The organism is Mucilaginibacter sp. P2_A5, assembly GCF_056404995.1.
The window spans coordinates 103702-127575 of record NZ_JBFUCY010000003.1 but is presented as its reverse complement, the minus strand read 5'-3'; the positions used below and the strand labels follow the sequence as shown (position 1 = coordinate 127575).

General features: G+C 44.1%; 18 protein-coding genes. 16 read left to right on the top strand and 2 right to left on the bottom strand.

Annotated elements, in window-relative coordinates; translation table 11 throughout:
• The first annotated feature begins 391 nt into the window (after positions 1-391).
• From mraZ to AC1DXF_RS03695, 14 genes are all read left to right on the top strand, one after another.
• Positions 392-856: a division/cell wall cluster transcriptional repressor MraZ gene (gene mraZ, locus AC1DXF_RS03760; RefSeq protein ID WP_090652428.1), complete on the top strand. Its 465-nt coding sequence runs from the start codon at positions 392-394 to the stop codon at positions 854-856.
• Entirely contained in the window at positions 849-1751 is a 903-nt protein-coding gene (gene rsmH / locus AC1DXF_RS03755) for a 16S rRNA (cytosine(1402)-N(4))-methyltransferase RsmH (RefSeq protein WP_477446262.1), read from the top strand. Before mraZ ends, rsmH begins: the two co-directional genes overlap by 8 nt.
• The gene (locus tag AC1DXF_RS03750; protein WP_477446260.1) at positions 1748-2161 is read left to right on the top strand and encodes an FtsL-like putative cell division protein; all 414 of its coding nucleotides are present in this window, start codon (positions 1748-1750) and stop codon (positions 2159-2161) included. The genes rsmH and AC1DXF_RS03750 overlap by 4 nt, the downstream gene beginning before the upstream one ends.
• Positions 2151-4262, top strand: coding sequence for a penicillin-binding protein (locus tag AC1DXF_RS03745; RefSeq protein WP_477446258.1), 2112 nt, complete (start codon positions 2151-2153; stop codon positions 4260-4262). The genes AC1DXF_RS03750 and AC1DXF_RS03745 overlap by 11 nt, the downstream gene beginning before the upstream one ends.
• Positions 4259-5719 (top strand): UDP-N-acetylmuramoyl-L-alanyl-D-glutamate--2,6-diaminopimelate ligase, encoded by a 1461-nt coding sequence (locus AC1DXF_RS03740; protein WP_477446256.1) that lies wholly within the window; start codon positions 4259-4261, stop codon positions 5717-5719. Before AC1DXF_RS03745 ends, AC1DXF_RS03740 begins: the two co-directional genes overlap by 4 nt.
• Positions 5720-5813: 94 nt before the next feature.
• The gene (gene mraY / locus AC1DXF_RS03735; RefSeq protein ID WP_477446254.1) at positions 5814-7055 is read left to right on the top strand and encodes a phospho-N-acetylmuramoyl-pentapeptide-transferase; all 1242 of its coding nucleotides are present in this window, start codon (positions 5814-5816) and stop codon (positions 7053-7055) included.
• 119 nt (positions 7056-7174) lie between these two features.
• The gene (gene murD / locus AC1DXF_RS03730) at positions 7175-8551 is read left to right on the top strand and encodes a UDP-N-acetylmuramoyl-L-alanine--D-glutamate ligase (RefSeq protein ID WP_477446252.1); all 1377 of its coding nucleotides are present in this window, start codon (positions 7175-7177) and stop codon (positions 8549-8551) included.
• Positions 8552-8672: 121 nt separating this feature from the next.
• A complete protein-coding gene (locus AC1DXF_RS03725) occupies positions 8673-9818 on the top strand; it encodes an FtsW/RodA/SpoVE family cell cycle protein (protein WP_477446250.1) in 1146 nt (381 codons plus the stop codon).
• Positions 9819-10013: 195 nt separating this feature from the next.
• Entirely contained in the window at positions 10014-11111 is a 1098-nt protein-coding gene (gene murG / locus AC1DXF_RS03720) for an undecaprenyldiphospho-muramoylpentapeptide beta-N-acetylglucosaminyltransferase (RefSeq protein WP_477446248.1), read from the top strand.
• Positions 11112-11172: 61 nt separating this feature from the next.
• A complete protein-coding gene (gene murC, locus AC1DXF_RS03715; RefSeq protein WP_477446246.1) occupies positions 11173-12531 on the top strand; it encodes a UDP-N-acetylmuramate--L-alanine ligase in 1359 nt (452 codons plus the stop codon).
• On the top strand, positions 12524-13384 hold the full coding sequence (locus AC1DXF_RS03710; protein WP_477446244.1) for a cell division protein FtsQ/DivIB: 861 nt from the start codon (positions 12524-12526) through the stop codon (positions 13382-13384). The genes murC and AC1DXF_RS03710 overlap by 8 nt, the downstream gene beginning before the upstream one ends.
• A 1-nt stretch (position 13385) precedes the next feature.
• Positions 13386-14726 carry a cell division protein FtsA gene (gene ftsA / locus AC1DXF_RS03705; RefSeq protein WP_477446242.1) on the top strand — a complete coding sequence of 447 codons (1341 nt, stop codon included), beginning with the start codon at positions 13386-13388 and terminating at the stop codon, positions 14724-14726.
• Between the two features lie 127 nt (positions 14727-14853).
• Positions 14854-16464, top strand: coding sequence for a cell division protein FtsZ (ftsZ, locus tag AC1DXF_RS03700; protein WP_477382431.1), 1611 nt, complete (start codon positions 14854-14856; stop codon positions 16462-16464).
• A 270-nt stretch (positions 16465-16734) separates the two neighbouring features.
• Positions 16735-17982 carry an aminotransferase class I/II-fold pyridoxal phosphate-dependent enzyme gene (locus AC1DXF_RS03695; RefSeq protein ID WP_477446240.1) on the top strand — a complete coding sequence of 416 codons (1248 nt, stop codon included), beginning with the start codon at positions 16735-16737 and terminating at the stop codon, positions 17980-17982.
• A gap of 218 nt (positions 17983-18200) precedes the next feature.
• On the opposite strand, the gene AC1DXF_RS03690 is transcribed toward AC1DXF_RS03695, so the two are convergent.
• A complete protein-coding gene (locus AC1DXF_RS03690) occupies positions 18201-18824 on the bottom strand; it encodes a LysE family transporter (protein WP_477446238.1) in 624 nt (207 codons plus the stop codon).
• A 175-nt stretch (positions 18825-18999) separates the two neighbouring features.
• Here AC1DXF_RS03690 and AC1DXF_RS03685 point away from each other — a divergent pair, with 175 nt between their 5' ends.
• Both AC1DXF_RS03685 and AC1DXF_RS03680 read left to right on the top strand, forming a co-directional pair.
• Complete coding sequence (locus tag AC1DXF_RS03685; protein ID WP_477446236.1) at positions 19000-19926, top strand: cobalamin-binding protein; 927 nt, start codon at positions 19000-19002, stop codon at positions 19924-19926.
• Positions 19927-20159: 233 nt separating this feature from the next.
• On the top strand, positions 20160-22739 hold the full coding sequence (locus AC1DXF_RS03680; RefSeq protein WP_477446234.1) for a family 20 glycosylhydrolase: 2580 nt from the start codon (positions 20160-20162) through the stop codon (positions 22737-22739).
• Positions 22740-22844: 105 nt separating this feature from the next.
• Here AC1DXF_RS03680 and AC1DXF_RS03675 read toward each other — a convergent pair whose 3' ends face one another.
• Positions 22845-23852: a hypothetical protein gene (locus tag AC1DXF_RS03675; RefSeq protein WP_477446232.1), complete on the bottom strand. Its 1008-nt coding sequence runs from the start codon at positions 23850-23852 to the stop codon at positions 22845-22847.
• Positions 23853-23874: the final 22 nt, after the last annotated feature.

Below are 23874 nucleotides of genomic sequence, written 5' to 3'. Positions count from 1 at the left end.
CAACTTTTTTGAATTTAGGCTTATCGCCCCAGGAAAGCGCGTTTAAACTTTTTACCTCATGTGAGCATTTTTAATGCTGAGATAGGTAACCCCTACGGGGCATAAAAGAAATTTATATAAATATTGCTACAAACAGGTAGCCTCTACGAGGCATCAATCAAATACAAGCGTTTGCCTCGTAGAGGCTACCTGTTTGTAGATACAAAATGTCAGATTCCTTTTATGCCCCGTAGGGGTTACCTCCCTTTCTATACCAAATTTTTAAAAGCGATTTCCCTGCGCATAGCGTCAAAAGCCGCCAAAAATGTTGAAAACTTTTTGGTGGTAAAAAGTGGTAATTTGTGGTAAAAGAAAATTACTTTTACCTATTAAATTAAGCCATAGTCTTATAATGCCGCATTTAACCGGAGAATTTGAATGTAAACTGGATGCCAAAGGGCGGATGATGATCCCTGCGGGCCTCAAAAAGCAGCTTCCTGAAGCTGACGGAGAGGGCCTTATGATCAATCGCGGCTTGGAAAAGTACCTGGTTATTTACACAAAATCCGAATGGGACAAAAGACTTGATGAATTGAGCAAACTTAACGAATATGACCGGCAAAATCTGCGTTTTATTCGCTATTTCACCGGCGGCGCCACGGCTTTGATGCCCGATTCGGCCGGCAGGGTGCTTTTGCCAAAGAGTTTACTTGATTTTGCCGGCATTGGCAACGATGTTGTTTTAACGTGTGTATTGAACAAAATAGAGGTTTGGGATAAGGCTGCCCATACCGAGATGATAAATAACGAGCCTGATAATTTTGCCGAATTGGCCGAAGCGGTAATGGGTAGTAAAGCAAGGAGGATAGATGAGTGAGTACCATACACCGGTGATGTTGCAGGAATGCATTGATGGTCTTGCTATAAAAAAGGACGGCACTTATGTGGATGTAACTTTTGGCGGCGGGGGGCATTCGCGCGAGATCATGAAGCACCTGAGCAAAGATGGCCAACTGCTTGCTTTTGACCAGGATACCGATGCGCAGCAAAATATAATTGACGATGAACGTTTTGTTTTTATAGATCAGAATTTCAGGTACCTGAAAAATTTTTGCCGGCTGCATGGCGCTATCCCGGTTGATGGTATACTGGCCGATTTGGGCGTATCATCATACCAGTTTGACCAGGCCGAACGTGGTTTTTCCATCCGTTTTGACGCCGAGCTGGATATGCGTATGAACCAGGGTGGCGAGCTTACGGCTAAGGATGTAGTAAACAATTATACCGGTGCCGAACTGCACCGCATTTTTGGCGTTTACGGCGAGATTCAGAATGCCAAATCGTTGGCCGAAACTATTGTTACCGCCAGGCTCAACGTCCCGATAGTAACCATAGCCGATTTAAAGAACGCGATAATTAACCGTATTCCGAAGGGGAAGGAGAATAAATACCTGGCGCAGGTTTTCCAGGCGTTGCGCATCGAGGTTAACCAGGAGTTGGAAGCGCTGAAGGAATTTTTAATTCAAAGCGCAGAGGTTTTAGCCGTTGGTGGCAGGTTGGTAGTAATGAGCTACCACTCGCTGGAAGACAGGCTGGTAAAAAACTTCATCGCCAAAGGTAAGTTTAGCGGCGAGGTAGAGAAGGATTTATACGGAAATAATAAAAGGCCGCTTGATGCTGTAAGCCGCGGGGCTATCACAGCATCGGCCGATGAAATAAGTAACAATAACAGGGCACGGAGCGCTAAATTAAGGATAGCTGTAAAAATATGAGCAATCGTTTCCGTACAGAAATTCAGGAGGAGGAAGAAGCGGAAGAGCTTATAGTTGAGGAGAAGCCCCGAAAAAGGGAGATCCCCGATAATTTCTTTACGCAATTTTTCACCAAGCGCTTCATTACAAGCGAGAAGGCTACCAATGCCCTGCCTTTTGTACTGTTCATAGCTTTTTTGGGCATGGTATACATTGGTAATATGCACCTGGCTCAAAAAACCATCCGCGATATTGATGACCTAACCAAAGAAGTAAAAGAGCGCAGCTGGGATTTTAAAACCCAAAAAGCCGATATGGCTTTTAAAAGTACATTAATTGAAGTGGCCAAACGTGCCGATACCCTTGGGGTAAGGCAAAGCGTTGAGCCGCCAAAAAAAATAACGGTGAAGGAGGACAAGGATGAAAATTAGGACTAACATATTGTTGAGGGTATATATTGCCTTTGGCCTTGTTGTGCTTTTTTCGTTCGCGGTTGTGGTACAGCTTTGCAGGGTGCAATTTGTGCAGGGTGCAAAATGGAAAGCCAAAGCAGTAAACATGACAGCCCAATTTAGAGATGTAGAGGCCGCGCGGGGCAATATTTTTTCTGCAGACGGCAGCCTGTTGGCTACATCGGTGCCTGAGTATGAGTTGCATATGGATATGTTTGGCGCAGGGCTGGCGGTTGATAGTATTTTTAATGATAATGTTGACGTGCTGGCAACAGATTTATCGCAATTATATGGCGATAGAACGCCGCGCGAATATGCCAGGTTACTACGCGATGCCCGTAAAGACGGATCGCGTTATCAGCTTTTACGCCGCAGGGTAAGTTACCAGGAGTTGAAAAAGATCCGCGAGTTCCCGATCTTCAAAAACAGGAAGACTAAAAACTGCCTCATTGTGTTGCAGCAAAACAAACGGATTTTGCCTTTTCATGCTTTGGCAGCGCGTACCATTGGTTACAAAAACGAAAATATTAAAAACCCGGTGGGGCTGGAAGGTGCTTTCTCGTCATATATTAACGGCGAAAATGGCAGGCGCTTAATGCAGCGTATTCCAGGCGGTACCTGGATGCCCGTAAATAATGATGAAGATGAGATCCCTACAAAAGATGGGGCCGATATTATATCTACCATCAACGTTAACTTCCAGGAGATAGCCCAGGCGGCCCTATTAAGGCAGCTGGATTCAAGCGCCGCCGATCATGGTTGCGTGGTGCTGATGGAAGTTGCCACAGGCGAGGTGCGCGCTATAGCCAATTTTACCCGCTCAAAAGAAAATACTTTTAAAGAGAGCTTTAATTACGCTATCAGCAACGCAATTGATCCGGGTTCTACCTTCAAGCTGGTATCTTATATGACCCTGCTTGATCAGCATAAACTGGATACCAATACTATAGTGAATGCCGAGGGTGGTAAATACAAGTTCCCCAAGGGGCCAACCATTACCGATACCGAGCATGACAACTATGAAATGACGGTAAAAAAGGCTTTTGAAGAATCATCAAATGTAGCCGCGGCCAAGTTGGTTTATGGTCATTATAAGGATAACCCATGGCAATTTATCAATAAGCTGTACAGTTATCATTTAAATGATAAGCTGGGCCTGCAAATTGCCGGCGAAGGCAGGCCGGTAATAAAAAATCCGGCCAACCGCAGCTGGAATAAATACTACACCCTGCCCGAAATGGCCTACGGTTATGAAATGAACCTTACGCCATTGCAAATGCTGGCCTTTTATAATTCGGTAGCCAACAACGGTAAGCTTATTTCGCCAATTTTTGTGCGCGAGATCAGGAGGATGGGCAGCACTGTTGAGCAGTTTAATGCCAGGGTTATTAACGAAAAGGTGTGTTCGGATGCTACGCTTGGCAAATTAAGAAGCATGCTGGAAGGCGTTGTACAGGAAGGTAATTGTAAGCGTGTAATTAAAAATCCGCGCTACACGGTAGCTGGTAAAACCGGTACTGCACAGGTGGCCGATGGTACAAAGGGCTATAAGGTAAAAAAATACCAGGCTTCTTTTTGCGGTTATTTCCCTGCCGATCATCCTAAATATTCCATGATTGTAGTGGTAAATAACCCAACCCGCGGATCGTACCTGGCGGCTAAGGTTGCGGGTCCCGTTTTTAGGGAAATTGCCGATAAGGTATATGCCAATGATATGGAAATAAACCAGCCATCGCCGGTTACATTGGTAGGTAATACATCGATGCCGAAAGTAAAACGTGGCAATTTGAAAGCCTTAAAGCATGTATACAACAAATTGGGCGTTAAACCGCTTTACGCATCAGCCGATATTACCGGCAGTGGAGTTGATACCAGTAATGGCATTCCGTTTGAAGATACGAGATATAAAGAAGGCACCGTTCCGGCAGTTACAGGAATGGGCCTTAGCGATGCCCTGTATGTTTTGGGCAATGCAGGTTATAAAGTAACGGTACGCGGCAGCGGCATGGTAACCACGCAATCGGTTACCGGAGGCAGCTCGATACCCAAAGGTTCACGCATAACAATTGAGTTGCAATGAGGTATTTAAGTGATTTAATAGATGGATTGGCCTTTACAGAACTGCAGGGCAGCGCCGACGTGGAGATTACTGCTATCGCCTTCGATTCAAGGCAGGTAGTCCCGGGGGCGATGTTTGTTGCCGTGAAGGGTACCCAGGTTGATGGCCATGATTATATTGATCAGGCTATAAAAAAGGGCGCCGTCGCTGTTATCTGTGAAGATTTGCCCGCCCACACCGCAGCCGAAGTTGATTTTTTGATGGTGGCCGATTCCAGCAAAGCTTTAAGCCTGGTGGCTGCTAATTTTTACGGCAATCCATCGGCACAATTAAAACTGGTTGGCGTTACAGGTACCAACGGTAAAACCACTATTGCTACATTATTGTACCAGTTGTTCCGCGATCTGGGTTATAAATGCGGGTTGTTATCAACTGTAGAAAACCAGATAAACGGCAATGTAATTCCATCAACCCATACTACGCCAGATCCGATAGAGCTTAACCGGTTGCTGGAAGAAATGGTAGCGCAAGGCTGCGATTATTGCTTTATGGAAGTAAGTTCACACGCCGTTGCGCAGCATAGGATAGCCAACTTGCAGTTTTCGGGAGGGATATTTACTAATCTTACGCATGACCATTTAGATTATCATAAAACTTTCAATAGCTATTTGAAGGCCAAAAAGGCTTTTTTTGACGGCTTGCCAAAAAGTGCATTCGCTTTAACTAACAGCGATGATAAAAATGGGAATGTAATGCTGCAAAATTCGCAGGCGCACAAAAAAAACTACGGACTAAAAAGCATGGCTGATTATAAGGCGCGGATTTTAGAAAACCAGTTTGGCGGCCTTTTATTGCATATTGATAACGAAGAGGTATGGTTTAAAATGGTAGGCACCTTTAACGCTTATAACCTGCTGGCGGTATACGCTACTGCCATGTTATTGGAGCAGAATAAAGCCAAAGTATTAACCAGCCTGAGCAAGCTAACCGGCGCCGAAGGCAGGTTTGAATATATAGTAGCCCCCAATAAAGTGATTGGGATAGTTGATTATGCCCACACACCGGATGCCGTTCAAAATGTGCTGAGTACTATTCACGACATCCGCAAAGGCAACGAGAAAGTAATAACTGTAATAGGTTGTGGCGGCGATCGCGATAAAACTAAACGCCCCATCATGGCCCGCGTGGCCAGCGAGTGGAGCGATAAAGTGATCCTGACGTCAGATAATCCCCGTTCGGAAGATCCTGCCCAGATCATTAAAGACATGATTGAGGGTGTTGATCCGGCATTTAAACGCCATACGGTGAGCATTGTTGACAGGCGAGAGGCAATTAAAACAGCCTGCATGCTGGCAAATCCGGGAGATATCATTTTGGTTGCAGGGAAGGGGCATGAGAAATACCAGGAATCGCATGGCGTAAAAAGCCATTTTGACGACATGGAAGAACTTGAAGACCAATTCAAATTATTAGTCTGAATCAGAATTTACAGAATTAAAGAATTAGCAGAATCCATGAGTTCATTTTAATCGGTGAAATCAATATAAAGAATCGGTGTAATCAAAATAGAGCATGTTATATTATTTGTTTACTTACTTAAATAAAAACTACAACATTCCGGGACTCGGGGTATTTCAATATATCACGTTTCGTACGGCTTTGGCTGTAATAACGTCGCTGTTGGTTACAACCGTATATGGCCGTAGGCTGATTGATTACCTGCGTTTTAAACAGGTGGGCGAAACGGTTAGGAATTTAGGTTTGGAAGGCCAGATGCAAAAATCAGGTACACCAACCATGGGTGGGCTTATTATTTTGCTGGGTATCCTGGTGCCTACTTTGTTGTTTGCCAAATTGGGCAACGTGTATATTATATTGATGATAGTTACCACCATTTGGCTGGGCTCCATTGGTTTTTTAGATGATTATATTAAAGTATTTAAAAAAAATAAAGAGGGGTTGGCTGGCCGTTTTAAAATTGTAGGCCAGGTGGGTTTATCGCTGATAGTAGGATGGACAATGTATTTTAACACCAATATTGTTATCCGGCAGGAAGTAAAATTGCCGGTAATAGCCAATGCGCCTGTTGATTTTCACCTGAAAAAGAATGTGCCGGTTTATACACAGGATGTACACTCCACTAAAACAACCATGCCGTTTTACAAAAATAACGAGTTGGATTACGGCAAAGTATTAAAGTTTATCGGTCCCGGATATGAGTATTATGCCTTGGTGGTGTTCTTGTTTTTTGTGATCATCATAATAACCTTTATTTCCAATGGAGCAAACATAACGGATGGCATTGACGGCCTGGCGACGGGTACCTCGGCCATTATAGGTATCACGCTGGCTATACTGGCATATGTATCCGGGAATATCGAAATAGCCGACTATCTGAATATCATGTTCATTCCCAACTCGGGCGAGCTGGTGATCTTCGCCGGCGCTTTTGTTGGTGCCTGCGTTGGCTTTTTATGGTACAACTCCTACCCGGCGCAGGTATTTATGGGCGATACGGGTAGTTTGGCCATAGGCGGTATCATAGCTGTTTTTGCTATCATGATCCGCAAGGAATTATTGCTGCCGGTATTATGCGGTGTATTTGTGATCGAGAACATGTCGGTGATTATGCAGGTGGGTTGGTTTAAGTACACCAAAAAAAGATTTGGCGAAGGCCGTCGGGTGTTTTTAATGGCGCCGCTGCATCACCATTATCAAAAGAAAGGTTTCCACGAAGCCAAAATCGTAACCCGGTTTTGGATCATCGGGATACTGCTGGCGATAATAACGATTATAACGTTGAAGCTGAGATAGGAGAGTCAAGAATCATGAGTCAAGAATCAAGACAGAACGAATAAGGATAAAAGGATTAAGGACAGAAAAATAATCAGTGAAATCATAAATTGATCAGTGAAATCACAAAAAATAAAGTAATGAACCAACAGGAACTCACAACTCACAACTCACAACTCACAACTAAGCGGATAGCTATATTGGGCGCCGGTGAAAGTGGTGTTGGTGCGGCATACCTGGCGCAACGGCAGGGGTATGATGTGTTTGTGTCGGATTTTGGGGCCATTGCGGATAAGTATAAGAAACAACTGGAAGACTGGAATATCAGCTTCGAGGAAAAACAACATACCGAGGATTTAATCCTGAATGCCACAGAGGTAATTAAAAGCCCGGGCATTCCGGATAAAGCACCGATCATCAAAAAGCTTAAAGAAAAAGGGATCCCGGTAATATCCGAAATTGAATTTGCAGGCAGGTATTGTAATGCGAAGATAATAGGTATAACCGGATCAAACGGAAAAACCACTACCAGCAGCTTAACCTACCATATTTTAAAAAATGGTGGCTTAAATGTTGGCCTGGCGGGTAATATAGGCAAAAGCTTTGCTTACCAGGTAGCTACCGAAAAGTTTGATTTGTACGTGCTGGAACTAAGCAGCTTTATGCTGGATGATATGTTTAAATTTAAGGTAGATATAGCGGTATTGCTCAACATCACACCCGACCATTTAGACAGGTACGATTATAAGCTGGAAAACTATGCCGCATCTAAATTCAGGGTTGCGCAGAACCAGACAGCGGCCGATTGTTTTATTTACTGCGCCGATGATCCCGAGACCATAAAAGGTATGGCCGACAGGAAGTTTGGGGCCCGGCTATTACCATTTAGTATTGAAAAAAAGATTGAACCGGGAGCATATCTCGATAACGACAATATTGTCATCAACACAAATCAAGAACATTTTACAATGTCAATTCAAGAACTGGCCTTACAGGGCAAGCACAACATTTACAACTCCATGGCATCAGGTATTGTAGCAAGGGTGCTGGAGTTGCGCGAGGGAACGATAAAGGAGAGCATGGGCAACTTTAAAGCCATTGAACACCGGCTTGAATTTGTAGCTAATATATCGGGCGTTCGCTTTATCAATGATTCAAAGGCCACCAACGTTAACTCAACCTGGTACGCATTGGAGAGTATGAGCAGCGATGTGGTGCTGATACTTGGCGGCGTTGATAAGGGTAATGATTATGGCATGCTTAAAGATTTGGTAAAGCAGAAAGTCAGATCGATAGTTTGCCTGGGAAAAGACAACAAGCGCATTCACGATGCATTTGAAGATGATGTGCATGTTATTGTAAACACCTTCTCGGCCCAGGAAGCTGCCCAGGTAGCATTTCACCTGGCCGAAAAAGGAGATACCGTATTGTTATCGCCGGCATGTGCCAGCTTTGATTTGTTTAAAAATTACGAAGACAGGGGAAATCAGTTTAAAGCGGCAGTGAGGGAATTGTAGCAGATGTGCAGATTTCAAATTTCAGATGTGCAGATTAAAAAGAATAATTATAGAGAAGATTATTTACGAATATTAAAAATTAAAAGTCTCACCCTTTAGGGGGAGATTTAGAGGGGGCTCAATGCATAGGATATTAAACAACACAAAAGGCGACCGGTGGATATGGCTGATAGTGATATTGCTTTCTGTTATATCCTTGTTGGCTGTGTACAGCTCAACGGGTACGCTTGCTTATAAGCGTGGTGTTGGTGTCGAGTCGATTTTGATGAAGCACCTGGCCATGGTTGTGGGTGGCATTATGCTGATGTATATTTCGCACAAGCTTGATTACCGGTATTATGCCGGCTTGTCCAAGATTATGATGATCGTGACTATTCCGTTGTTGCTATATACCCTGGTATTTGGTAGCCACATCAACAATGCAAGCCGCTGGATTAATATCCCGATAGTAGGGCTAAGTTTCCAGACATCAGATTTGGCCAAACTGGCTTTGATCACTTACCTGGCGCGTACTTTATCGCGCAAGCAGGAAAATATCAAGGATGTTAAAGAATCGTTTTTGCCTATCATGGGCTCGGTTTGTTTGGTTTTTATCCTGATTGCATTGGCTAACTTATCAACCGCCCTGATGTTGTTTGGGGTAAGTATTTTGTTATTGATTATCGGCCGTATCAGCATAAAACAGATAGCTATTGTATGCGGCGCGGGATTTATATTGTTATTGGGGGTTATATTTTTGGGGCCAAGGCGGCATACTTATGTTTCGCGCGTAAGCACCTTCCTGCATCCCGATTCAACCAAAACGGATAAATCATTCCAGGCCGATCATGCCAAGATTGCCATCGCCAGCGGAGGCCTTTTTGGCAAAGGCCCCGGCAACAGCACCGAACGGAATTACCTGCCCGAGTCATACTCTGATGAAATTTATGCCATCATTGTTGAGGAATACGGCCTGGTTGGCGGTTTCGCGCTGGTAGGCATTTACCTGTTTTTGTTGTACAGGTGTATAAAGATTATTACCAAGGCCCCCAAGGCGTTTGGCGCGTTGCTGGCTTGCGGTTTAAGCTTCAGCTTAGCAATACAGGCATTTGCCAATATGGCTGTGGCAGTAGGCTTAGGCCCGGTAACCGGTGTGCCGTTACCCTTTGTAAGTATGGGTGGTACGTCGCTGTTGTTCACAAGTGTGGCCTTCGGCATCATACTATCAGTAAGCAGGGACATAGAGGAACCGAAGAAAGTTGTGGTGGGAGAGATAAGTGTGGCTTAATTTAATTAGTGAATTATTGATTTAGTGAATTAGTGATTGGCCTGGTTTTTAGAGTTTGAAAATTAGGGTTTAGAGTTTAGAAATTAGGATTTAGAGTTTAGAAATTAGGGTTTAGAGTTTAGAAATTAGGGTTTAGAGTTTAGAAATTAGGGTTTAGAGTTTAGAAATTAGGATTTAGAGTTTTAAATAAAAAGCATGTCAAAAAGAATTATCATAAGTGGTGGCGGAACAGGAGGACACATCTTCCCGGCTATTGCTATTGCCAATGCTTTGAAGGCTATCGACCCTAAAACCGAGATCCTGTTTGTGGGAGCCCTTGGGCGGATGGAGATGGAAAAGGTGCCCGCTGCCGGGTATAAGATCATCGGACTGGATATTCGTGGCATTCAGCGCGATTCTATCTGGAAAAATGTGATGTTCCCGGTTAAACTGGTAGGCAGCGTGCGCAAGGCGTTACAAATTATAAAGGATTTTAAACCGGATGCCGCTGTTGGTGTTGGTGGTTATGCATCGGGCCCGTTGTTGTATGCGGCATCAATGAAAAAAATACCATACCTGATACAGGAGCAAAACTCCTACGCGGGTATTACCAATAAGTGGCTGGGCAAAGGGGCTCAAAAAATATGTGTAGCTTTTGATAATATGGAGCAGTTTTTTCCTGCCGGTAAAATTATCAAAACAGGCAACCCTATCCGTAAAGATTCGGTAAATATTGCCGGTAAGCATATGCAGGCATTGGAGTTGTACAAGTTATCAACCTTTAAAAAAACTATACTGATAACCGGTGGCAGCCTTGGCGCACGTACATTAAATAACAGCATTATGGCTGGTTTGGATAAGCTGATAGCTGCCGATGTGCAGATCATTTGGCAAACCGGCAAGTTTTATTATAAAACGATCATCGAAAAACTGGGCGAAGATTATCACCCGGATATTAAAGTAAGGGAGTTTTTAACCCGGATGGATCTGGCGTACGCTGCCGCGGATATCATTATCTCGAGGGCAGGAGCCGGCACCATTGCCGAATTATGTGTGGTGAAAAAACCGGTTATCCTGGTGCCATCGCCAAATGTGGCCGAGGATCATCAAACAAAAAACGCTTTGGCACTGGTGCAGGAAGATGCTGCCGTTTTTGTAGCCGATAGGGATGCCGGAGAGAAACTGGTGGATAGGGCGATTGAATTATTGAACGACAAATCATTACAAAGAAAACTAAGCACCAACATAGGTAAAATGGCTATGCCAAATGCTGATGAGGTGATAGCAAAAGAGCTTTTACAAATAATAAAATAACAATTAAAGTTATGGCCCTCCTTCTCCCAAAAAGGGGAGGGCCTTTTTTAAAAACATTAAAATGGAACTACGCGACATACAAAGGGTTTACCTGGTGGGTATAGGCGGCATCGGGATGAGCGGCCTGGCCCGCTATTTCCAGCATTTGGGTTGTATTGTTTGCGGTTACGATAAAACAGTTACCGACCTCACCAACGATTTACATAACGAGGGTATCCAGATTTGTTTTGAGGATAATGCCGATTGTATCCCAATCAGCTTCCAGGAACCATCTGCAGATACACTCATTATTTATACACCGGCCATTCCCAAGGATTCGGCAGTGCTGAATTATTTCAAAAATCACGGATTTGAGTTGTTTAAACGTTCGCAGGTTTTGGGTTTAATCAGCAAAAGCTCTTTCACCATAGCAGTTGCAGGTACACATGGCAAAACCACCACATCAACCATGGTGGCCCATTTGCTGAAGGCATCGGGCAATGATTGTTCGGCTTTTTTGGGCGGCATATCATCCAACTATCAAACCAATGTGCTGTATGGCAAAAACGATGTAATGGTTGTGGAGGCTGATGAGTATGACCGTTCGTTTTTAACATTGTTCCCCGATGTGGCCATCATCACATCCATGGATGCCGATCATTTGGATATTTATGGCGACCATGAACATTTAACAGAATCGTTTAAGCTATTTGCATCGCAGATAAAAAGCGGCGGTACACTGGTACACAAAAAAGGCCTGCCTTTAGATACAGGTTATACTTATGCGCTGGAAGATGCAACAGCCGATGCGCATGCAGCCAACATCCGTATTGAGGGGGGCGACTTTTATTTCGATTTTATCAACGCCGATATCAGCATCCCCAACATAAAAATGGGTATTGCAGGTACGCACAATATCGAAAACGCTGTAGCAGCCATTGAAGCCGTTCTGAGGCTGGATATCCCGGCCGAATCAATTAAAGAGGCGCTTGGCTCATTCAGGGGGGTTAAACGTAGGTTTGAATACATCGTGAAAACGCCCGAACATATTTATATTGATGATTACGCGCATCATCCTGAGGAATTGAGGGCTTGTATATCATCAGTAAAAAGATTGTACCCGGATAAAAAGCTGACGGCTATTTTTCAGCCCCATTTGTATACCCGTACCCGCGATTTTGCCGATGGCTTTGCTGAGGTGCTGAGTATGGTTGATGAGCTGATACTGCTGGATATTTACCCGGCCCGGGAGTTGCCTATTGAAGGTGTTACTTCAAATATGCTGCTCAATAAAATGGCGCTGATAAATAAACGCATCCTAAGCAAGCAAGGTGCATTAGACGCGGTAAAAAATGAAAAGCCCGAACTGCTGCTAACAGTAGGCGCGGGCGATATAGATACACTGGTACACCCTTTAAAGGAGATAATGCAACATGGATAAAAAACTCATCTGGAAGCGCCTTTTGATAGGATTTGCCTGGGTAATTTGCCTGGGTGGCCTTGTGGTGCTCATGAGTTTTATCGAAACAAAAAAAGCTTCTGTGATTTGTACCGCGGTAAAAGTAAATATTCCGGGCAACCAGTATTTTATTGACAAGCAGGAGGTTGACCAAATATTGCAAACCAACAGCCATACCTTAATTGGTCAAAAACTGGAGCACATCAATATCCAGGAACTGGAAAATGAGCTAAGGGCAAATCCATTTATTGAGTTTGCAAAAGTTTATACCGAAATGGATGGCGTATTAAGGGTAGAGGTTAGCCAGCGGCAGCCCATATTAAGGGTGATGAACCATTACGATATGGATTTTTATATCGATCAGCACGGGTTAAAAATACCGCTGTCGTCAAACTTTACCGCAAGGGTATTGGTGGCCAATGGTTATATCGATGAGTTGTTTACCAACCACGTTGATTCATTGCATACGCAGCTGGCAAAGGATTTATATAAAACAGCCGATTTTATTCGCCGGGATTCACTGTGGGATGCGCAGATAGCACAGATATATGTGAATACCGACCGCGAGATTGAATTGATACCGAGGGTAGGGAGCCAGCGGATTTTGATAGGTAATGCCGACTCGTTAAATGTAAAACTAAGGAACCTGCAAGCCTTTTACAAACAGGTGCTGCCGCATGTGGGCTGGGATAAATACCGCACCATTAATATTAAATACACCAACCAGGTAATTGGTGTAAAAAACGAACTGACAAAAGCAGATTCGGCCAAAATGAAAGCATTGAAGCTGGACTCGCTTAAAATGAAAAAGGATACATCTCAAATAAAAATGTAATATGGACAAAAGCTCAACACAAGAAAAAAGTTCACCAATTGTAGTAGGATTGGATATCGGGACTACTAAAATATGCGTCATCGTTGGTCGCAGGAGCAAGAATGGGAAGATTGAGGTATTAGGAATTGGTAAAGCAGAATCTGCAGGTGTAACCCGCGGAATGGTATCAAATATAGATAAAACCGTACAGGGTATTACCCAGGCGGTTGATATTGCCGGTGCGCAATCAAATGTAGATATCAAAGTGGTATTTGTAGGTATTGCCGGTCAGCACATTAAAAGCTTGCAGCATCGCGGTTTAATAACCCGTCGCGATTTACAATCAGAGATAAGCCGCAAGGATATCGATAAACTGATTGAGGATATGTATAACCTGGTAATGCCTCCGGGCGAGGATATTATACATGTGTTGCCTCAGGAGTTTACTGTAGATAACGAGCCGGGAATTAAAGACCCTATTGGCATGGCAGGGGTACGTTTGGAAGCCAACTTCCACATCATATCCGGCCAGGTTACGGCTATTAAAAATATTGTAAAATGCGTTAACAAGGCCAACCTGGATAGCCAGGATTTGATACTGGAGCCATTGGCATCTTCTGAATCTGTTTTGAGCGAAGAGGAAAAAGAAGCCGGTGTTGTTTTGGTTGATATTGGCGGCGGTACTACCGATGTGGCCATTTTCCACGAAGGCATTATCCGTCATACCGCCGTTATTCCTTTTGGGGGCAACAGCGTAACCGAGGATATCCGCGAAGGCTGTTCGGTAATGCGCAACATAGCAGAGCAGTTGAAGGTAAGGTTTGGATCGGCCCTGGCAGATGAGAACAAGGAAAACGAGATTGTTTGTGTACCCGGTTTACGCGGCCGCGAACCAAAAGAGATAAGCGTTAAAAACCTGGCTTACGTGATACAGGCCCGTATGGAAGAGATTGTGGAGCACGTGTACTACGAGATTAAATCATCGGGCTACGAGAAAAAGCTGATTGCCGGTATAGTAATTACAGGTGGTGGCGCGCAATTGAAACACCTGCGCCAGCTGGTTGAGTTTGTTACCGGTTTAGATTGCCGCGTAGGTTACCCAACCGAGCATTTGGCCAAGAATGAAGTGCTGCCCAAAAATATTTACGAAGAGCTGCAAAGCCCAACGTTTGCTACCGGTATAGGCCTATTGATAAAAGGTATCCAGAAAACGGAATACATGAACGTAGATGCCCCGGTTGAAAAAGCACAGAAACCCAAGTTTGAGGGTAAAGGAAAAGAGGGTGGTTTATTTGACAGGTTGTTAAAGAAAAGCATCACCTTTATTAAGGATGATATAAATGATGAGGACTTTTTGAAATAATTATACACAACGGTTTAGTTTTTCCACATTGTAGACATTTGTGGAAAACTGTTGTTGAAAAAGTATTATTATTACGATGGTAAAATCTAAATAGTGGTTAAATCACATATACCTGAAAACGAAGATTATGCAGTTTGAGATGTTAAAAGAAAAATCGTCGATCATCAAAGTTATTGGTGTTGGCGGTGGTGGCGGCAACGCGGTGAACCATATGTACAGGCAAGGTATTACCGGTGTCGACTTTATAATTTGTAACACAGATGCCCAGGCGCTGGAACTTAGCCCTATACCCAACAAGGTACAATTGGGCGCCAGCCTTACCGAAGGTATGGGGGCAGGTTCGATTCCCGAAGTTGGTAAAAACTCGGCTATCGAAAATATCGACGATATAAAACAAATGCTGGGCGTTAATACCAAAATGTTGTTTATTACCGCAGGTATGGGCGGTGGCACCGGCACAGGTGCAAGCCCGATTATAGCCAAAGCCGCGCGCGAAATGGATATATTAACCGTTGGCATTATAACTACGCCTTTTTCATTTGAAGGTAAACGCCGCAAAATGCAGGCCGATGCCGGGATGGAAGAACTGCGTAAATATGTTGATTCGTTCCTGGTGATATCGAACGACAGGCTGCGCCAGATTTTTGGTAACCTTACCATGAGTTCGGCTTTTGGCCAGGCAGACGATATATTAACCACAGCAGCAAAAGGCATAGCCGAGATTATAACCTTACCAGGCTATATCAACGTTGACTTTAAGGACGTGCGTACCGTAATGAAAGATAGCGGTGTATGTATCATGGGCAGCAGCAGTGCCGAAGGTGAAGGCCGTGCTTTAAAGGCGGTAGAAGGTGCATTAGCATCGCCATTATTAAAAGATAATGAGATAGAAGGTGCGCGTTACATTTTGCTTAACATCAGCTCGGGCCTTAAAGAAGTCACCATGGATGAAGTGAGCATTATTACCGATTATATACAGGAAGAAGCTGGTTTGGCTGCTGACCTGATTTGGGGTAACTGTGTTGACGAAAACCTGGAAGATAAATTATCGGTTACCATTATAGCCACAGGTTTCCAAACCCAGGATGAGCGCGCAAAAGAGCAAAATAACAAAAAGATAGTATCAATGTTGGTTCCCGAGAACGCACCGTTGGTAAAACCTGTAAATGAATTTATAAACCCGGTTAAAGCCAATACGCCTGCTCAGCCATATATTAAACACAAGGAGGAGCCTAAGCAAACCGGTTTGTTTGATATGTTTGGAGCCACCGAGAAAAGGGACGACGATGTAGTTAAGTTTAACCTGCATGAAGAGGAGCAGGAAGAAGAAAACGAGCAGGACATGGCTGGTTTCACTTTTAAAATGAGTGAGCCCGAAACTTACAGTGCGCCTGTACAGGAAGCGCGTAAGCCCGAGCCCGTGCCAACTCCTGTGCCAGAGCCGGAACCGGTAGCCCTTGCAGGTGCTGATGATAATAAAACAAACGAATCGATAGAGGAGCAGCTGAAAAAATCTCGCGAGCGTATCATGCGACTTAAGGATTTGAGCATGAAACTACGTACAGGCAACATCCAGGAGCTGGAAAATGTACCTGCTTACAAACGCAAAGAAGTTGCCCTGCAGGATACCCCAAAATCTGACGAAAGCGCCATCTCCCGTTTCAGCCTGATGCCCGATAACGAAGGCAACACCGAGATAAGGAGAAATAACTCGTTTTTGCATGATAATGCGGATTAGTATCAAGTAGTAAGTATCAAGTATCAAGATAAAAAACGCAAAGCCGTTGTAAGTAATATCCCATTCTTATAACGGCTTTTTTGGTTAAATGAAAATCTACCTTGATGCCTCAACGTCATCAACTTGGCCCCTGGAAAAAATCTTACTACTTGATACTTACTACTTGATACTCCTCCTCAGTTATAAGCTATTCTAAAAAGTTATAGCTATTGTATCAGGTGCTATTTACGGCTATATTTGCATATTATTCACGATTAACGGTAAATTATTTTGGATTTATTTGATAAAATAACAAAAAGCTTGGGCGGGCCGCTGGGCCAGCACCAAAAATGGTCACATGGTTATTTTTCATTTCCCAAACTGGAGGGGGAAATTGGGCCGCATATGCAGTTCAATGGGAAAGAGCATTTGGTTTGGAGCCTTAATAATTACCTGGGTTTGGCCAATCATCCTGAAGTAAGGGAAGCTGATGCCAAAGCCGCTGCCGATTATGGCATGGCGTACCCGATGGGCGCCCGGATGATGTCGGGCAACTCCATCCACCACGAAGAACTGGAAAATAACCTGGCTGCATTCGTAGGCAAAGAAGCCGCCTTTTTATTGAACTACGGTTACCAGGGAATGGTATCCATTATAGATACCCTGGTTGACCGGAACGATGTAATAGTTTATGATGCCGAATCGCACGCTTGTATCATCGACGGCGTTCGGTTGCACATGGGCAAACGTTTTGTTTACCAGCATAATGATATTGAAAGCTGTAGAAAACAACTGGAGCGTGCTACCAAATTAACCGAGCAAACAGGTGGTGGTATATTACTGATTACCGAAGGTGTTTTTGGCATGTCGGGCGCGCAGGGTAAACTGAAAGAGGTTGTGGATCTTAAAAAAGATTTCAATTTCCGTTTATTAGTTGATGACGCGCATGGTTTTGGTACCATGGGTAAAACCGGCGCGGGCACACATGAGGAGCAGGATGTTATTGAAGGTGTGGATGTATACTTTGCTACGTTTGCCAAATCAATGGCAGGCATTGGCGCATTTGTTGCCGCCGACCAGGAGATAGTACACTTTTTGCGTTATAACATGCGTTCGCAAACATTTGCCAAGGCGTTGCCAATGCCAATGGTATTGGGCTTAAAAAAACGCTTTGAACTGTTGGTTTCACAACCGGAGCTTCGCGAAAAATTATGGCTCATCTCATCAACCCTGCAAAAAGGATTAAAAGACCGGGGCTTTAACCTGGGTGTTACCAATACCATGGTTACCCCCGTATTTTTAGAGGGCGACCTTTACGAAGCCACCAGCCTAACCCGCGACCTGCGCGAAAATTACGGCATCTTTTGCTCCATAGTCATCTACCCGGTTATCCCTAAAGGATTAATATTGTTAAGGCTTATCCCAACCGCCGTACACTCACTGGAGGATGTAGAACGCACGCTAAACGCCTACAGCGAAATGGGCGAAAAACTAAAAGCCGGATATTATAAAGAGAATAAATTGGAGATAGCTGTTTAGAATTTGAAGATTTGAAAATTTGAGGATTTGAAAATGAAATTCTCAACAGTAATATGAGTTAGAAGGCTTCAGTGATGAGGCCTTTTTTATTAGGTCAATTCCGGGCGACGAACGCACCACCATCTTCAAATTTTCAAACGGCGAAGTCCCCAAACATAGTTAATCCTCAAATTAAGAAGCATCCATCTTCAAATTTTCAAATCCTCAAATTAAAAAAATTAGTGCTTAAAAAACGATAAATACACTTGCTTAACAATGTGATACGCCGCAAAGGCGAAGAATAAAATTGCTATGCTGGTATTAATTAACCGGGTGCTCAAGGCAAATTTACTTTTTATATACCGGGCAAATTCGGCATATAAAAACAGGCATAAAAAGGAGCCTGCCGCCGAGCCTATACTGAATATGACCAGGGCAAGCCTTCCGTCCAGGATCCATTGGTGGGTAATAAGGTAGGTGCCGGTAACCATCCAGAACGGTACCTGCATTGGGTTGAGAAAGCCAAGCAGGATTCCGTATTTAATGCTGGCATGTTCGGAATAATTGGTTTCGGGCGGTTTATTCCGGTGAATCCAGGTAATGGTGCCTAAAGTGCCAAAAAGTACAACCATTACCCAATCAATAACAACGGCCAGGTGTATTTGGCCCGAAAGCCACCTCGCGGCATGCATAATAAAATAGGTAAAGAAAAACTCTACACACGAAAACGCAATAATAAAACGTAAAGCCTCTTTTATACCACGGTTTATGGTGATTTGTACAAGTGTAAGATTGATGTTGCCGGGAGGTATGTAACCAATAAAGTTGGCTATAAGCCCGATGAAAAAGGTAAGGAATATCATTGCCGTAAAGATAGGTTGTAAATGGGGAAAATAACGAATTTGAAAATTTGGTGATTTGAAAATTTGAAGATGGGAGCATTGCTTTTTAATTTTCAAATTTTCAAATCACCAAATCTTCAAATCAATCTTCCGTACATTTGCACATCTGCATATCTGAAATCTGCACATCTGAAACATGTCAACTGATACAATAATTTCCCTGCTTCCGTCTGCTACCGAAATAGTATGTGCCCTGGGGCTTCAGGATAACCTGGTGGGGCGCTCGCACGAGTGCGATTATCCGGAATGGGTAAAACAACTGCCGGTTTGTACCGAAGCCAATTTTTCTGATGGGTTAAGCAGCGCAGCTATTGATGTAAAGGTGAAAGAACTGTTGGCCGATGCCTTGTCTGTTTACACCGTTAAACGCGAAGTGATTAAACAACTGGCCCCTGATGTAGTAATTACACAGGACCAGTGCGAGGTTTGCGCGGTATCATTGGCCGATGTTGAACTGGCTTTGGATAATTACCTTGACAAAAAGGCCCGGATAATTTCCTTGCGCCCTAACAGCCTCAACGATATTTTTAACGATATTGCCACTATAGCCGATACCTTGGGCGTACCACAGGCCGGCGCCGAGCTGCTGGAACTGTTGAACGAGCGGGTAGATATTATTAAACACAAATTGAAATTTGCCGATAGCAAGCCAACTGTGGCCTGTATCGAATGGCTTGACCCCATGATGGTATCCGGCAACTGGGTGCCTGGCCTTGTTAGCATTGCCGGCGGCACATCTGTATTGGCACAGGAGGGTAAACACTCGCCCTACGTAAGCTGGGACGATATCCGGCTACAGAACCCCGAAATTATAGTAGTGATGCCTTGCGGTTTTTCGATAGAGCGTACGTTAAAGGAGATTGATATTTTAATGCAATTACCGGGCTTTGCCGATTTAAAGGCGGTAAAAAACAATCAACTGTACATAGCCGATGGCAACCAGTACTTTAACCGCCCGGGCCCACGTATAGTTGACTCTATAGAAATCCTGGCCGAAATCATCCGCCCTAAACAATTTGCCTTTGGTTACGAGGGCGAAGGGTGGATTAAATTTAGCGTATAACCCGCGGGATTTAGTTTAAAGTTGTCGCGCTTTTTTATGAATGGTTTGGTAGTCAAGGTGTACCACCCCGTACCAGGGCGTTTCACCAGGGCGTACCACCTCGTACCGGTACACACAGCATACAGTTTGCGAAGGTTTTGAAAAATACAGGGATAATAATGTTTCAACTTATTAAAATTATTTAAAAAGTTACCTATATTTAGCTGCCCTTTATTATCTAACGTAACCCAACTATGCGCAAAATTTTTATCCTGATGCTTGCCGCAGCATTTTTAATGAATACTGCCTTCAAAACTACCGATGCTGTAAAATTTAATGCCGCCGACCTGCACATCAGCTGGGAGGTTATGGACGATAATTATCAGAATAAAAATGAAGCATTAACCGTATTGGTGATCACTAATAGCGGTAAAAACGTTTTGCCTGCCGGTGGATGGAAATTTTACTTCAACTCGGGCCGCGGTTTTACCGAGAACGCGGTAAGCGGCAACGCCAAAATAAACCAGGTAAATGGCGATTTATACAGCATTACCCCAACTGTGGGCTTTAAAGAGCTTAAACCAGGCGAATCGGCGCGGATAGAATACGTAAACGAAGAACCTGTAGTAAATATTACCGACGCTCCCGAAGGTATTTATATGGTATGGGATGCCCAGCCCGAAAAAGGCTACAGCATTGGCTCTTTTGATATTAAGCCATACAAACCAAGCTACGCGGGCCTGGTTACTCCCGAAATTGTTTACGACAGGAATAAAACCGTTACCGATATCCCAGCTGATCACTTACCTAAAATATTACCAACGCCGGTAAGTTATACCGAAACCAGTGGTGCGTTTACCATCGATGGAAAAACCGCGGTTGTTGCCGATGGGGCCTTTGCAAAGGAAGCGGCTTACTTGGCCAATAGCTTTGGCAAAATATTGGGCAGGCCGTTAACTGTTTCTGCCGGGGCACCGGGCACAGTTATCGCATTGAAAAAAGTTGAGGGTATTGCTGCCGAGGGATATGAACTTAAGGTAAGTGCGCAAGGTGTTGTCATTAACGCCTCTACCGCCGCCGGCGCTTTTTACGGTATTCAGTCGTTAACAAACCTCATTCCGCCAGCTGCATTGGTTAAAGTCGGCAAGAACATAAAAATTCCATGTGTTGAGGTAAAAGATGCTCCCCGTTTTGCCCACCGTGCGGTAATGCTTGATGTGGCCCGTAACTTCCAGACTCAGAAACAGGTTATCAAACTGATTGAGGCAATGAGCCTTTATAAGCTGAATGTTTTGCACCTGCACTTAACAGATGACGAAGGATGGAGAATAGAAATTCCTTCCCTGCCCGAACTTACTTCAATTGGTTCAAAACGTGGCCATACGTTGGATAGTAAAACTCACCTGCCTGCATCTCATGGTTCGGGGCCTGATATAGATAATCCTTACGGCTCGGGTTTTTATACGAAAGCCGAGTACATCGAAATACTAAAATACGCTACCGACAGGCACATCATCGTAATCCCCGAGATTGAAACACCCGGCCATGCCCGTGCATCTATCAAAGCGATGGATGCCCGTTACGACCGCCTGGTTGCCGAAGGGAAAATAGACGAGGCAACCCAATATTTACTACGCGATTTGGATGATAAATCTGAATACCGGTCTGTGCAATATTGGAATGATAATGTGATCAACGTATCGTTGCCATCAACCTATACTTTTGTTGAAAGGGTTGTTGATGACCTGGTAAGTATTTACAAAGAAGCCGGTGCGCCACTGCCCGGTATTCACTTTGGTGGCGATGAAGTGCCACCCCATGTTTGGGAAAAATCCCCGGCTTATCTTGCTTTAAAGGCCAGCCATCCCGAAATTCAAAATACAGGTGATTTATGGTATTATTTTTACGGCAGGGTAAACCAGATATTAAAAGCCAAAGGAATTCACCTGGCGGGATGGGAGGAAATGGCCCTGCGCAAAACAAAAATAGACGGTAACGACACCTATGTACCCAACCCCGATTTTACCGGCGAGCATTTGCAGGCCGATGTGTGGAATAACGTATTAGGCGGCGGACAGGAAGACCTGGCCTACAAGCTGGCCAATGGTGGTTACAAGGTTGTGCTCACCTGTGTTACCAACTTGTACTTTGATATGGCCAACTATAAATCATTTGATGAGCCGGGCTATTATTGGGGCGCGTTTTTGGGTATCGACAAATTTTACTCCTTTATCCCATACGATTATTTTAAAAATGCCGATGTTGACAAGAACGGTGCACCCATAAACCAAAGCATATTTTTAGGCAAACAACGCCTTACCGACTATGGCAAAACCAACATTATCGGTTTGCAGGGCGCGCTATGGGCCGAAACAGTGAAAGGCCCCGCACGTATGGACTACATGATATTCCCCCGCCTGCTTGGCCTTGCCGAACGCGCCTGGGCGGCAGACCCGGCCTGGGCTACCGAAAAAGACCCCATAAAAGCAAAACAACAATACGAATTAGCCTGGTCGACATTTTTGAATGTATTGGGCAAACGGGAATTGCCTCGTTTAAGCTACTTTAACGGAGGGTATAACTACCGTATACCTAAACCGGGCATCAGCTTGCAAGAGGGTAAATATTCAAGCAATATCGAATTCCCGGGCTTAACTATCCGTTACACAACCAACGGTAAAGATCCTGATGCTAATAGCAAAATATACACCGGCCCGGTTGATTATAAAGGTGGAGAAATTAAATTTCGGGCCTTCGATCCCAAGGGTAGGGGAGGTAATGTTGCTACTGGAGGCGAAGCCGCAGAAGGAAAGAAACAAGGATCGGCGTTGTAAGTCTTAAGTCCGAAGTCTTGAGTCGCAAGTCAAAATAAGAACAAAAAAAATCCGCAGGCCAAAACAATTGACTGCGGATTTTTTTTGCCACTAATGACCTAATGACTAAACCGTAGGATACCGTCTTTTCAACAAGGCATAAAACTTCTCGGCAGTTGCGGCTTTACCCTCCCAGTTGTTTTTGGCAACGTAGTTAGTTTTCAAAAAGCGCTCGGCTTCTTCGTAGGTGTTAAAGCGGTTTACTATTTCGATAGCTTCGCTGTAGGCCAGGCTGTAGCCGTTAAACAGGTCTTTAATATAAAGTAGTTTATCATTCAGGTTTATGGCCGATTTCAGGTCGGTAATGGGCAGCGCGTTAGTCTGTGCCGACAGGTTTTTGTCCCGTTCGGCTATTTGTGCCGATATTTTTTGATTAAAGGTAAGTACTTTATCAGCTTCTTCTTTTACAGGTTCAAATTTAGCCACCATCGGCTTAAATAGCTCGGGCTGTGGTACGGATGCCGGCTTTTCAATCACCGGTTCGGCCACTGTAATGGTTTCTAATGCTTTTACTTCCTCTTCTGGTTCGCTGGCTTCATCCAATACTAACTCTTGTTCCGGAGTTTCTGCACCTTCCCTTTCAAGCGAATATGAATCTTCGGTGCTATCTGCTCCCAGGTCGATTACCTGGGGTGGTTCTTCATGAGCAGGAGCAGGTAGCTCAATTTCGGGTTTAACCGGGTTATAAGGTACATGAACGGGAGGTTCGGCTTCATTGGTTAATTCCAGCCTGGTTTCAACAACCGGTTTCTGCTGAACCATAGGTTCAAAAAAGCGGCGTTCATGTAAAGGCTCCGGCTTGGTTGCCGGTGTGGCTGTAACTACGGGCCTGGGTTTTTCAATTACAGGTTCTGGCTTTACGGTAACCGGCTCGGGTTTATCAGCGGGCGCGGTTTTGCGTTCATGTATTTTGCGCAGTATCTCGGCATGATCTTTCAAAAATTGGGCATTTGCCACAAAAAGCTCCAGTTCAAGTTCGTTCAAGTCACTGCTTTCGGCTTTCAGGTAATCATATTGGTCATTAAGCTCTTGTAAAATACCACCAATCTTTTTAAAAATATCCATTTGCTTCATGGCTTCAATGTTGGGAAAATGC

Bases quoted from the DNA above. Each gene is read 5' to 3' on its own strand.
- AC1DXF_RS03750 (WP_477446260.1), top strand. From the start codon at position 1,748: ATGAGCAATCGTTTCCGTACAGAAATTCAGGAGGAGGAAGAAGCGGAA.
- ftsA (WP_477446242.1), top strand. From the start codon at position 13,386: ATGGACAAAAGCTCAACACAAGAAAAAAGTTCACCAATTGTAGTAGGA.
- AC1DXF_RS03685 (WP_477446236.1), top strand. From the start codon at position 19,000: ATGTCAACTGATACAATAATTTCCCTGCTTCCGTCTGCTACCGAAATA.
- mraZ (WP_090652428.1), top strand. From the start codon at position 392: ATGCCGCATTTAACCGGAGAATTTGAATGTAAACTGGATGCCAAAGGG.
- AC1DXF_RS03675 (WP_477446232.1), bottom strand. From the start codon at position 23,852: ATGAAGCAAATGGATATTTTTAAAAAGATTGGTGGTATTTTACAAGAG.
- ftsZ (WP_477382431.1), top strand. From the start codon at position 14,854: ATGCAGTTTGAGATGTTAAAAGAAAAATCGTCGATCATCAAAGTTATT.
- murG (WP_477446248.1), top strand. From the start codon at position 10,014: ATGTCAAAAAGAATTATCATAAGTGGTGGCGGAACAGGAGGACACATC.
- AC1DXF_RS03690 (WP_477446238.1), bottom strand. From the start codon at position 18,824: ATGATATTCCTTACCTTTTTCATCGGGCTTATAGCCAACTTTATTGGT.
- murC (WP_477446246.1), top strand. From the start codon at position 11,173: ATGGAACTACGCGACATACAAAGGGTTTACCTGGTGGGTATAGGCGGC.
- AC1DXF_RS03725 (WP_477446250.1), top strand. From the start codon at position 8,673: ATGCATAGGATATTAAACAACACAAAAGGCGACCGGTGGATATGGCTG.
- AC1DXF_RS03740 (WP_477446256.1), top strand. From the start codon at position 4,259: ATGAGGTATTTAAGTGATTTAATAGATGGATTGGCCTTTACAGAACTG.
- AC1DXF_RS03710 (WP_477446244.1), top strand. From the start codon at position 12,524: ATGGATAAAAAACTCATCTGGAAGCGCCTTTTGATAGGATTTGCCTGG.
- mraY (WP_477446254.1), top strand. From the start codon at position 5,814: ATGTTATATTATTTGTTTACTTACTTAAATAAAAACTACAACATTCCG.
- murD (WP_477446252.1), top strand. From the start codon at position 7,175: ATGAACCAACAGGAACTCACAACTCACAACTCACAACTCACAACTAAG.
- AC1DXF_RS03745 (WP_477446258.1), top strand. From the start codon at position 2,151: ATGAAAATTAGGACTAACATATTGTTGAGGGTATATATTGCCTTTGGC.
- AC1DXF_RS03680 (WP_477446234.1), top strand. From the start codon at position 20,160: ATGCGCAAAATTTTTATCCTGATGCTTGCCGCAGCATTTTTAATGAAT.
- rsmH (WP_477446262.1), top strand. From the start codon at position 849: ATGAGTGAGTACCATACACCGGTGATGTTGCAGGAATGCATTGATGGT.